This window comes from Candidatus Nitrosoglobus terrae (assembly GCF_002356115.1).
Classification (GTDB): Bacteria; Pseudomonadota; Gammaproteobacteria; order Nitrosococcales; family Nitrosococcaceae; genus Nitrosoglobus; species Nitrosoglobus terrae.
Genome location: NZ_AP014836.1, coordinates 1,123,470 through 1,135,807 on the forward strand (window position 1 = coordinate 1,123,470; position 12,338 = coordinate 1,135,807).

The window sequence follows — 12,338 nt, forward strand, 5'->3', positions numbered from 1 at the left end:
GAACCTCTATATACAAATATGTAGAGTTTTTATAACCCTAGAACCAATGATAGGTATAAGACTATCTAATCAGATATTGCACGGTTGGTTTCTTGGTTTTCATAAATTAGGAGTGGCTCAGCCTCTCCATTAACAACGCTCTCATCAATAATCACTTTACTAACATGATCCATCGAAGGAAGATCATACATAGTATCCAGAAGCATATTTTCAAGGATTGAACGTAACCCCCTAGCCCCAGTTTTACGTTCCATAGCTTTAACTGCAATAGCTCGTAGTGCATCTTCACGAAATTCAACCTTACAACTCTCCATCTCAAAAAGTTTAGAAAATTGCTTAATAAGTGCATTCTTTGGTTCTACGAGAATACGAATAAGCGCATCCTCATCAAGCTCATCTAAGGTTGCAATTACTGGCATACGCCCTACAAACTCAGGAATTAAACCGTACTTAATAAGATCTTCTGGCTCAACAGTTTGTAAAATTTCTCCCATACTTCGCTTATCTTCAATACTCTTAACCTCTGCAGAAAAACCTATCCCTCCTTTTTTAGATCTATCTCGGATAATTTTTTCAAGACCAGAGAAAGCACCACCGCAAATAAATAGGATATTAGCAGTATTAACCTGCAGAAATTCTTGCTGTGGATGCTTCCTGCCCCCTTGTGGTGGTACAGAGGCAATCGTTCCTTCTATCAATTTCAGTAAAGCTTGTTGTACACCTTCCCCAGAAACATCTCTTGTAATAGAAGGGTTATCAGATTTTCTAGAGATTTTATCTATTTCATCGATATAGACAATGCCTGTCTGTGCTTTCTCAACATCATAATCACACTTCTGTAATAATTTCTGGATGATATTTTCTACATCCTCACCTACGTATCCTGCCTCTGTTAGTGTAGTTGCATCAGCAATAGTAAATGGAACATTTAGCAGACGCGCCAAGGTCTCTGCAAGAAGGGTTTTACCACTACCAGTAGGGCCAATTAATAAAATATTGCTTTTTGATAGCTCAACATCATCGTTATTATTACTATTTTTCTTACCTAACTGAAGACGCTTATAGTGGTTATACACCGCTACTGATAATACTTTTTTAGCGCGGCTTTGATGGATAACGTATTGGTTGAGAATACCTCTAATTTCATGAGGCACCGGAAGGTGGCTACCTTTACCAACAGAGGAGAGCCTATCTTGCATTTCTTCGCGGATGATGTCATTACAAAGCTCAACGCACTCGTCGCAGATAAAAACAGAGGGGCCTGCAATTAACTTTCGCACCTCATGCTGGCTCTTACCACAGAAGGAGCAGTAGAGCAGTTTATCATCTTCACCTCTGCGGGGTTTATCATTATTCATGGTTTAGTCTTTCCTGTAAACTAGGTAAAAAAACCTAAACCTATCACTGGATAGGTATCTCACCACGCTGTTTAAGTACTGAATCAACTAATCCATAAGAAACAGATTCAGTGGCGCTCATAAAATAATCGCGATCAGTATCTTGTTGGATTTTCTCAACAGGCTGACCCGTATGTTTAGCTAAAATATCATTTAGACGTTCTCTGATTAACAAAATTTCCCGAGCATGAATATCAATATCTGTAGCCTGCCCCTGAAACCCTCCTAAAGGCTGATGGATAAGCAACCGCGAATGAGGTAAGCAATACCGTTTCCCATGGGATCCACCGGCCAGAAGCACAGCCCCCATACTTGCTGCCTGCCCAATACAAAGAGTACTAACATCCGGCTTAATAAATTGCATAGTATCGTAGATAGATAAGCCAGCAGTCACTGATCCACCCGGGGAATTAATATACAAATGGATATCTTTGTCAGGATTTTCAGACTCTAAAAAAAGCAACTGGGCAACAACCAAATTAGCCATATGATCCTCAACTGCCCCTACTAAAAATACTACGCGTTCCTTCAACAGTCTGGAGTAAATATCATAAGCACGCTCACCCCGTGCTGTTTGCTCTACAACCATAGGAACTAAGGTATTAAAATTATCCACTATTGGTTCTCTTTATTTATTTTTAAGGATTATCCTAATAATAATTTAATACATTTGGCTAGCTAGGGTTTTTTTCTTCTATTGATAAGAAACGAGAATTAACTACATCTTCAAAATCCATTACTTCATCTAATATTTCAACCTGATCCAATACCCAGCTTATAATCTTCTCTTCTAAAAGAATACCCTCAATTTCTGAAAGCTTTTCTCGATTATTAGTTACATAACGGATAATTTCTTCTTGGTTCTCATAATCAGCTGTAAGCTCTGTAGCTTTTTGCCTTATTTTTTCTGCACTTATCTTAAATCCTTGCTTCTCTGTGATAGCACCTAAAATTAAACTTAATGCTACCCGTTTACAAGCTTGACCCCTAAGCTGATCTCGATCTAAAGAGAAGTCCTTGACCCTAATACCTTGCTTATTTAAATTAACCTTAGCTCTTTCAAGTAAAAGCCCTATCTCATTTTCTACTAAAGATGAAGGCAATGTAATGCGGTTAACTGCTAATAAAGCATCCATTACTTGTTCCCTAATGTAAGTATGGGTGCTTTGTTTTAAATTTTGAACCATTGAGGAGCGAACTTCTTGAAGAAGCGTTTCTATCCCTCCATCTTTAATACCTAGTTTTTCTACAAAATCATTATTAATCTCTGGTAGATGTGGCACCGCTATAGAGATTATCTTTACGTCAAAATTAACCTTTTTTCCTGCTAGCTCTTGATGAGTATAATTATCAGGGAAATAAACCTCAAAAGCCAGTGCTTCATCCTTTTGAGCACCTATCAAGTGCTCTTCAAACCCATCAATCATGGACTTTTCACCTAGGGTAGTGAAAAAATTCTCCCTATGTCCACCTTGGAAAGATTCGCCATTAATAGTGCCGTGGTAAGTTATTGTAATGCCATCTCCTTCTTGAGCTGGACGATCTACCGACTTCCACTCTAGATGCTGGCTTCTAATTTTTTCTAAGACATTCTTAACATCTATATCTGTTACTTCAGCTATTGGCCGCTTAATCTTAATGCCTTCAAGATTTATAGACTCAATATCTGGTAGTATTTCAAAGGTTGCGGTGTACTCAAAAGGTTTATCCGTCTCTAATTTTGATAGCTTATTAATCTGTGGTGAGCTAGCAAGCTGTAAGGATTCCTGTTTAATTGCATCCGATAAGCTATTTCGAATAAACTCATCTACTATTTCTTGGCGTACGGTAGATCCGTATCGATGCTCTAACACCTTATGTGGAATTTTACCAGGGCGAAAGCCATCCAGTTTCACTCGTGACGCGATAGACTTTAGACGTTCTTGAACTTTACTCTCAAAGTCACCAAACGGCAATGTAATGGTTAAACGCCGTTCCAACTCTCCGGTCGCCTCTACCATAACCCGCATAGATGATTACCTCAATCTCTTATTTTTAAGTTTATTTCTGCCAAAGGAGGCAGATAGTAAATTAATTGGTGCGAAAGGAGAGACTCGAACTCTCACGGGGTTACCCACTGGCACCTAAAACCAGCGCGTCTACCGATTCCGCCACTTTCGCATAATAAATCAATACCAACTTCTAGTAACTATAGTATACCTACTTAAATCGTTCACGCGTAGCCCTTTAGTTCAAAATAAAATGAGATTTATTTATTGGAAAACAAAAAGGCATCTTTCCAGTTTTTTTTCTTCTCTACTTCAGTATAAAGGATTTTATACTCCCACCGTATAAATCCTCGTGGGTGCAACTCTCTAAAATACAATCGCTTACTAAATTCCTTATTCTCTCCTGATAAAACCAATAAGGTTACATGTGTATTTATATTTTCTAAAATAATACAGTTTTTCTCTGATTTATCGTCACTTTTTAAACAATCCTTAATAACTAATTCAGCACCAAAACCCGCAAGAGTATAATTTGAATGGTTTAGAAGTTTTCCTGTAAATTCCCATCCAACCCCTCGACTACGCCGCAGGTCAATATCCGTAAATTCTATTTGTTCAATTGGAATAATCCCTCTGCTTTCATTTTCTACCCCTTCCTTAGGTTGTGAAAATAAAAATCCAACTAAAATTAACAAAAGAAGCCCACCTAGAGCCCGTAGCCGTAGTCTAAATGGAATAATAAAGACGATGAAAAAAGAAAGCAGAATTAGCCATATCATGATGTTTCTCACTGGCATAATAATTAAGGCACTTTACCATCTAGCTCGGTATACTTAATGAGCTTAAAGGGGAAGGGCAATAAGGTTTGTATTTTACTATTAATTTAGCTTAAAGGAAGACGGGACTAATAACGCTACAGAAAAACTCGTAAAAATTTTAGCTGCGAAAATACAATGTTTCCCATGATAGTGGGTGATATTTATTATTTCATCTGTGAGTATATTTATAAAGTACTGATTTTCTTCTATCTCTGGTACCTCTATCCAAGTTTCTCCCCAACAAGAATCTCCAAGTGGCAATTTATTTTCATCACTCCCTAGAAGAGAAAGCCAGCGAGGAGCAATTGATATCATCATTTCCCTTTGATATTTTCTTGCAAATACACAAAGATGATCTGCTTTTATTCCTTGAACCGGTAACGGTAAATAACTCCCCTCTTGAAATAAGAGGGGCAATTTAGCGCGCAGATTTAAAACTCTCCAGATTAAATAAAGCTTTACTCGACCATCTTCTTTGTTCTTTAGTAACTCATAGGCGCATAATTTCAGCGGTTGATCCGTGCTAGTCAGTGATGTCAATTCTTGCAATAATTGCTGTCTTAGAGAAAAATCTACAGATGACCGACTGTCAGGATCCACAAACCTGAACTCCCATAGCTCATTGCCTTGATAGATATCGGGCACTCCAGGTGCAGTCAGTTTTAACAAAGTCTGGGATAAACTGTTTAGCAGGCCAAATTGCGCTATATAACGCTGGAACGGTAAAAAATCTGCTAAAAAAGGATTTTTTTCTATATTACCTAATACGCTTTGGATAAAGCTAATTATAGCAGTCTCATATTCAGCATCTGGATTTATCCAAGAAGTATGTATTTTGGCCTCCCTAATAGCTTTAATCATATAGATTTCAATACGGGATCGAAAATTAGCTAATCTCTTCGTATCCATTTCAAGCAAAGGCCAAGCTCCTAGCACTGTTTGGTAAAACAGATATTCATCATTACGGCTAGGTGCCCGAACTCCATTCAAATTTTGCACTTTAGAGCGGTTAATCCGTGCCCATCGATTTAAATATTTACGCCACTTATCTGGCATTTCAGAAAGTACATTCAGGCGAGCACGTATATCTTCATTACGCTTACTATCATGAGTTGAAGAAGACAACATCCCATAAGGCCATCGCTGTCCTCGCTCCTGATTAGCTCTGTGAAAAGCAGCTAGGGAAACACCAAAACTTCGCGGATCGCTCCCTACATCGTTAAGTGATATCAGGCAGTTGTAAATATATAATGCGGTATCTTCAAGGGCTTTTGCCATCACCGGCCCCGTATATTGCTGAAACCGCATAACAAATGGAATAACTTCCCGATAAATATCAAGACCTGTGGGCGTTTCTAAGCGAAGGAGAATAGATTGAATAAAATCAAAAACGCTAATATCAGTTGCAGGGCTACGCTTTTTTGCTTGAGCTACTGCCCATTGCACAAAGCGCTTATCTTCTTCTGAGACCTGATTAATATCCATATAGGTACGATAGACAGGGAAACAAGCTAATAGCTCAGTTAAAGCCTCTCGCAACCCATTTAAAGTAAAATCACGGGTATGCCGATCTGACTGGGCGATATTATCCAGCATGTTTGTCAGCACTGTAAGCTCGCTAGATAGCTGAGTCTGAATAATAGTTTTTTTGCATTTATACAGTAATTCGTCAAAATCTAATGGATGCCGAATAAAGCGAGTATAAATCTGTTTAAATTCTTTTTGCGAGGAAGGATAAACAAAAAGCCCATTATTAATATGGGCAAACTCATAACCCGTGGTACCACAAATTGGCCAACTTTCTGGTAAGTGTTCATAGTTAGCTAAAATTTTTTCTATTACTATATAATAGCTAGCTTTTGAGATCTCATTAGAAACTTTATGGGATGCTTCATTTTCTATTTCTATGATTAGCTGATTAAGACGCTGGTAATAACGAGCAGGATCGTAGAGGCCATCAGGATGATCAACACGTATTCCATCTATTTTTCTTGATTTAATCAAATCCAGAATAAAACGGTGAGTAGCCGTAAAAACTTCTGGATTTTCCATCCTTAGACCTGCAAGCTCATTAATATCAAAAAAACGACGGTAATTAATTTCATCCGCAGCAACTCGCCAATATGCCAGCCGATAAGCTTGATTTTCTAGTAGATGGTGCAATAGATCAAAGCTCTTTGGCTGCCCTACCTTACCATTTAATGTAATTATAATATCGTGTATAAAAGTACTGATTAGCGGGTGTTGCTGACAAAATTCTGCTAAACGCCGCTTATAAATAGCACTATCGCGTAAACGCTCTGCTCGTTTTTCAGAATGGATATCATCTCGAGAAGGAAGGTGCTTAAAAGCGGTAATAAGGCTTTGATATTCAAGAAAGGAAGCTTTATCTTCCGTAAGATACTCTGCTAATTGATCTAATCTGCGCTCTAGAATATATGGGTAAGTCTTAGGATCAATGGGAAGTTGATGATTATAAAACCGAATATTAAACTGTCCTAAGGAAGGATTAAAATCTAGCTGTAGTTCACCATTTTCGATGACTACGCCATAATAATCGCCCAGTAAGGGTAAGAGTACCTTACCTCGTAGTTCTTCCTTAACAGGTTGCCAATCGATATCAAAGTACACAGCGTATTCAGAAGCTAAGCCGTGCTCCAATATATCAAGCCACCAAATATTATCGTTACCCCCAATCCCCATATGATTGGGCACAATGTCCATAATCTGTCCCATCCCATGATGGTGTAAACACTGTGCAAATGCATTAAAGCTATCCCAGCTACCAATTTCTGGATTAAACACATTGTGATCAACAATATCATAGCCATGGAGGCTACCTGATCGAGCTTTAAGGTAGGGTGAGGTGTAGCAGTGGCTTATCCCCAGTTGATGGAGATAAGGGATGAGGGATTCTGCGTCAGCAAAGGTGAATTGGCTATTTAGCTGTAATCGATAAGTTGCGCGGGGAATTTTAATGAGTTACCTCCTCAAGGGCAGCTTCTTCAAAAAAACAAGCTAACGCCCAATTTGGTAGGATCCCGTGAGCTAAAGCTTGCCCTAAATTCTCGGGTGTTGAAAACAGTACTTGTTTAGATATAGCATCGGGTAGCCGAGCTGGAACATCCCCAAAATTAGCTAATAAGATAAACTTCGATCCATCCCCTAGCTGCCAGCAAACACGCAATGCCTCTGTAGATAGAAAAATACAATTACCCTGAGTTGAAGTTATTTTCGCTAACCTTGGCACAATAATTTGCCGGCGTAGTTTAAGTAATTGTTGATATAACTTGGTCCATTCTTGTCCATTTGAGCTAATTGCTTGTTCCCAACTAAGAACGCTATTTTCAAATGTTGCCTGATCTGTAGGATCAGGGATTTGCTCTAGAGATGTGGGATCATTAAATGCAAGAAAACGGGCAAATTCCTGCCGTCTTCCCTCTTTAACGCTTTGAGCTAAATCTTCACTAAAATCACAGAAGAAAAGAAAAGGCTGTGTTGATCCCCACTCTTGTCCCATAAATAGCATAGGAGGGAATGGTGAGAGTAAAATAAGTGCTGTTAATACTCTTACTACCTCAGGGGTTGTTAAGGTATTAATCCGATCTCCAAAGGCACGATTACCAATTTGATCATGGTTTTGCAAGAAAGATATAAAAGCGCTAGGGGGTAAATCAATGCTAGTCTCACCCCGAGGTTGATGATCTCGATAAGAAGATTGTTGTCCTTGAAAATCAAATCCTTGGCTCAAACAGCGTCCTAAATGGATAAGTGGCTGATTAGCATAATCTGAATAGTAGCCTACTGTTTCTTTAGTGGAAAGCACATGCAAGCTATGATGAATATCATCATTCCACTGTGCTGTATACCAATAGGGTCGTTTATTACATCTACGTGTTAAGTAACGCGATTCATTATTATCGTTTTCAAGAATAAGGTGTATCTGCCGATGATCACTAAAGAGGTGATGAGTCGCTTCAGCTATCTCTTTTAGAATGTTAAGTTCAGAATTATCGTAAATAGCATGAACAGCATCAAGCCTAAGACCATCAAATTGGTACTCTTGTAGCCAAAAAAGTGCATTCTGAATAAAAAACTGCCGAACCCAATAGGAATTTTTCCCATCAAAATTAACTGCTAGCCCCCACGGAGTATGATAATTTTCGGTAAAAAAATCTGGAGCATATTGAGATAAATAGTTACCTTCTGGGCCAAAATGATTATAAACTACATCTAAAAACACCATCAGTCCGCGAGCGTGGGCAGATTGAACTAATCGTTTAAGATCTTCTGGCTTACCATAGCGACTATCTGGGGAAAATAAATAAACTCCATCATAACCCCAATTCCATCGTCCAGGGAAATCGGCAACTGGCATTAGCTCTAGTGCCGTCACGCCTAATTTAGCTAAATAATCAAGACGGTTTTCAACTCCTTGAAAATTACCTTCTGGAGTAAAAGCTCCCACGTGAATTTCATAGATAATGGCTTCTTCCCAAGGTCTTCCAGTCCATTTAAGATCTTGCCACTCAAAATTAGCTGGATTGATAATTTCACTGGGACCATGAATATCTTGAGGTTGGAATCTAGAAGCCGGATCGGGAATCTCTATTTTATTATCAATTTGATACCGGTATAAACTTCCTGTTGTAGCTTGGCAGGTTTCCAACTCAAACCAACCATCACCTCGTGAGGTCATCTCTAAATAGGTTTTCTTGGATTCTTTTTCTAGACAGAGCTTTACCTCTTTAGCTGCAGGTGCCCATAATCTAAAGTACCCCGTATCTTTTGATGTTATCTCAGCCCCAAAAGGCATCTGATGATAATAATGCCGTATCATCTTCGTTAGTTTTAGCCACCATTATTTTTCTTAAAGTATAGCACCGAATGATGGTGCCCGGGGCCGGAGTCGAACCGGCACGGGGTTACCCCCAAGGGATTTTCTTACCAACTACAGCTTTCGCTGCTGCGCTAAAAAACACATTTGTGGTCTGGACTTTACCTTTACCTACCATTCAAGCCAAAAAGCTAGGATATGGTTTAGGTAGGAGCCGTCAAGTCTCTACACTTTCCTTAAAAAGGCTTAGCTCGGGATTGCCGTTACTCTAAAAGTATTGAGGTTTTCCCGAATTTGACTCCATTCACACTAGAAGTTTCCTATCTAGGTGCTCAAATTTTTAAGTCCCTTGCGTCTACCTATTTCGCCACCCGGGCCTAAGAAGGCCTTTAATAACATATTTGGAGGCTGGGGTCGGAATCGAACCGGCGTCCGCGGCTTTGCAGGCCGCTGCATAACCACTCTGCCACCCAGCCTAAAACATACTGACACCCAAAGAAAAATGCTCGTAGAGAGCCTAAAATATTAACGAAAACTAATAATTGGAGCGGGAAACGAGACTCGAACTCGCGACCCCAACCTTGGCAAGGTTGTGCTCTACCAACTGAGCTATTCCCGCTTACTTAAGCGATAGTCATTTTATCAGCGAACTATTTTATGTCAACCTATCTGGATTAATGTTTTATCATAGTTAGTTTTAATTTTGTTTCTACAAAATCTCATCGGCTCAATAAATCTGCACCTTATTTGACTATTTTAAGGTAGCCAGAATTATCGCTTTTTCTACTCTTGAAAACTGTGTTGGTGGTAATAAAGTTATTTTATAGCGAATTTCATAATGAAATAAATTTTCCTTTTTAAGGGATCAGTGATGATTTGATCTTCCAATTAATGCTGGCCAAGCAGTATTGAGATAGATAATCATTGAGCCTAAAGTTAAAGCAACGGCGATATATAGTAATATTACACCAATTTTCCACGTCTGGATTGAGCCAATAGGATTTTGGTAAAGAAGTAAAGAAATAGCGCTCATTTGAAATGTAGTTTTAAATTTTCCTAACATAGATACTGCAATGCTAGCTCGTAATCCAACTTCAGCCATCCATTCGCGAAGAGCCGATACCATAAGCTCACGGCTAACAATCACTATTACCGAAATAGCCATGGATGTAGATGGATGGCTTTGTAAAATCAATATTAATGCCACTACTACTATTAATTTATCGGCCACTGGATCAAGAAAAGCACCAAATAGTGAAGTTTGCTGCCAGCGTCTGGCCAAATATCCATCTAACCAATCGGTAGCCGCTGCCAAAATAAATAATATCGCACAAATCTCATGAGTATGGGGTGCTGGAAAGTAAAAAATAACCGGCAGGATTGGAATAGCAATAAGGCGTAATGCCGTTATTAAATTTGGGACTGTATAAATAGGCATGAGCTTGTCCCCTATTTTTTGTTTAAATGGTAATGAGGGTTATAGCTATTTTCTATGAAAATAATCGTAAATACGTTGCGCTAATTTTTTATTTATTCCTTTTATTTGAGTTAAATCTTCAATTCTTGCTTTAGATATCTCTTGTAGTCCTCCTAGCTGGGTTAGTAGCTGTTGGCGACGTTTAGGGCCTAATCCAATAATTCTTTCTAGTAAGGATGTGGTGCGTTTTTTAACGCTGCGTTGACTATGGCCAGTGATTGCGAAGCGGTGAGCCTCATCACGAATATGCTGTAATAAATGTAATGCTGGAGAATCAGAAGCTCTGATTATTGGGGTTTTATGTCCTTTTAAAAATAACATTTCCTCTCCTGCTTTGCGATTATCTCCCTTAGCAATTCCGAGTATAGGTATTTGTGTAATCCCAATTTCCTCCAGTGTAGCTATAGCTTGTGATAACTGACCCTTACCGCCATCAATTATAAGAAGATCTGGAAATTTTTCTTTATTTTTTATTAGCCTTTGGTAATGTCGAGTTAAAGCTTGATGTAGAGCTGCATAGTCATCTCTAGGTGTAATTCCTTCAATATTGAAGCGGCGATAATCAGTGTTGCAAGGGCCTTCTGCAGTAAATACTGCACAGGATGCGATGGTAGCTTCTCCTTGGTTGTGGCTGATATCAAAGCATTCAAGGCGTCGGGGTAAGGTATTAAGCTGAAGTAATTGTTGAAGGTTTTTAAATCGCTTAATAATAATTGTTTTTTTAGTAAGGTGTTGATCTAGTTTTATTTCAGCGTTGATTAAAACCATTTTAACCCATTGAGATTTAGGGTTGCGGGTAGCTTTAAGTAGTTGAATATTTCTTCTAGCGTGTTGACTTAGTACTTCAATTAATAGCTTTAAATTATCAGGTTGATGGCTTAGAATAATTAAAGATGGAGGCTCTCGGTTTAAGTAATACTGAGGGATAAAGGCAGAAATTAATTCCTGTGGAGTGATATTGCCTTGAAATTTAGGTAGAAAAGTTTTATTTCCTAAATGGTGTCCGCCTCGAATGCATGAAACCTCGATACAAGCTATCCCTGCTTTAATGACCGCTCCTAATATATCAGCATCTCTAATATCTTCACTATGGCTATATGAGTGTGCGTGAATCTGTCTTAGATGGGTAATTTTATTTCGATAATCAGCAGCTTGTTCAAAAGCTAAACTTTGAGATGATTTTTCCATTTGTATTATTAATTCATCTATTACCTGTTTGCTTTCTCCTGATAAAAACATAGCTACATATTGTGTATATTGGTGGTAATTTTCTTTATTAATTAAACCAACGCAGGGAGCAGTGCAGTGTTTGATTTGATATTCTAAGCAAGGGCGAGAGCGATTGTAGTAAAAACTATTTGTGCATTGGCGTATAGGAAAAATTTCTTGGAGTAATTTTAAAGTTTTTCTTACTGCTTTAGTATCTGGGTAAGGACCAAAATAACGACCTAGATCCTTTTTAATTCCTCGATGTAATCCTATACGGGGGAAGGTATCTTTGGAGATAAAAATGTAAGGGTAAGTTTTATCATCTCTTAATAGTATGTTGTAACGGGGCTGTAAGTTTTTAATTAAATTATTTTCTAAGATTAAAGCCTCTTTTTCAGTTTCAGTTATAGTAATTTTAATATTATGAATTTGGTTAATTAAAGCACGTGTTTTTGGGGTTAGATTAGATTTTTGGAAATAGCTACTTATGCGTTTTTTTAGATTTTTAGCTTTGCCAACATAGAGAGTTTTATTCTCCTTACCTACTATTTGGTAAATTCCTGGGTGGGAGGTTAAGTTTTTTAGAAAATTAATGGGATTAAAGTTTTTCAT

Annotated in this window: 8 protein-coding genes and 3 tRNA genes; all 11 read right to left on the reverse strand. The window is 38.3% G+C overall.

Annotated features, from left to right (window positions below):
• Window positions 1-65: 65 nt before the first annotated feature.
• On the reverse strand, window positions 66-1,358 hold the full coding sequence (clpX, locus tag TAO_RS05440) for an ATP-dependent Clp protease ATP-binding subunit ClpX (RefSeq protein WP_096526972.1): 1,293 nt from the start codon (window positions 1,356-1,358) through the stop codon (window positions 66-68).
• Between the two features lie 43 nt (window positions 1,359-1,401).
• Window positions 1,402-2,016, reverse strand: a complete 615-nt coding sequence (gene clpP / locus TAO_RS05445) for an ATP-dependent Clp endopeptidase proteolytic subunit ClpP (protein ID WP_096526973.1) — start codon at window positions 2,014-2,016, stop codon at window positions 1,402-1,404.
• A gap of 55 nt (window positions 2,017-2,071) precedes the next feature.
• Window positions 2,072-3,406: a trigger factor gene (gene tig, locus TAO_RS05450; protein ID WP_096526974.1), complete on the reverse strand. Its 1,335-nt coding sequence runs from the start codon at window positions 3,404-3,406 to the stop codon at window positions 2,072-2,074.
• Between the two features lie 66 nt (window positions 3,407-3,472).
• Window positions 3,473-3,557, reverse strand: a tRNA-Leu gene (locus TAO_RS05455).
• A gap of 88 nt (window positions 3,558-3,645) precedes the next feature.
• A complete protein-coding gene (locus TAO_RS05460; protein ID WP_231910597.1) occupies window positions 3,646-4,080 on the reverse strand; it encodes a hypothetical protein in 435 nt (144 codons plus the stop codon).
• 183 nt (window positions 4,081-4,263) lie between these two features.
• A complete protein-coding gene (gene treY / locus TAO_RS05465) occupies window positions 4,264-7,182 on the reverse strand; it encodes a malto-oligosyltrehalose synthase (RefSeq protein ID WP_096526976.1) in 2,919 nt (972 codons plus the stop codon).
• Window positions 7,178-9,043, reverse strand: a complete 1,866-nt coding sequence (gene treZ / locus TAO_RS05470; protein ID WP_096526977.1) for a malto-oligosyltrehalose trehalohydrolase — start codon at window positions 9,041-9,043, stop codon at window positions 7,178-7,180. The genes treY and treZ overlap by 5 nt, the downstream gene beginning before the upstream one ends.
• Before the next feature lie 399 nt (window positions 9,044-9,442).
• Window positions 9,443-9,516 (reverse strand) — tRNA-Cys (locus TAO_RS05480).
• 67 nt (window positions 9,517-9,583) lie between these two features.
• A tRNA-Gly gene (locus tag TAO_RS05485) sits at window positions 9,584-9,659 on the reverse strand.
• Between the two features lie 246 nt (window positions 9,660-9,905).
• Window positions 9,906-10,478: a CDP-diacylglycerol--glycerol-3-phosphate 3-phosphatidyltransferase gene (gene pgsA, locus TAO_RS05490; RefSeq protein ID WP_096526979.1), complete on the reverse strand. Its 573-nt coding sequence runs from the start codon at window positions 10,476-10,478 to the stop codon at window positions 9,906-9,908.
• Between the two features lie 45 nt (window positions 10,479-10,523).
• A complete protein-coding gene (gene uvrC / locus TAO_RS05495; RefSeq protein WP_096526980.1) occupies window positions 10,524-12,338 on the reverse strand; it encodes an excinuclease ABC subunit UvrC in 1,815 nt (604 codons plus the stop codon).

Coding starts and splice junctions, on each gene's coding strand:
- clpX (WP_096526972.1), bottom strand. CDS start 1,358: ATGAATAATGATAAACCCCGCAGAGGTGAAGATGATAAACTGCTCTAC.
- tig (WP_096526974.1), bottom strand. CDS start 3,406: ATGCGGGTTATGGTAGAGGCGACCGGAGAGTTGGAACGGCGTTTAACC.
- treZ (WP_096526977.1), bottom strand. CDS start 9,043: ATGATACGGCATTATTATCATCAGATGCCTTTTGGGGCTGAGATAACA.
- pgsA (WP_096526979.1), bottom strand. CDS start 10,478: ATGCCTATTTATACAGTCCCAAATTTAATAACGGCATTACGCCTTATT.
- uvrC (WP_096526980.1), bottom strand. CDS start 12,338: ATGAAAAACTTTAATCCCATTAATTTTCTAAAAAACTTAACCTCCCAC.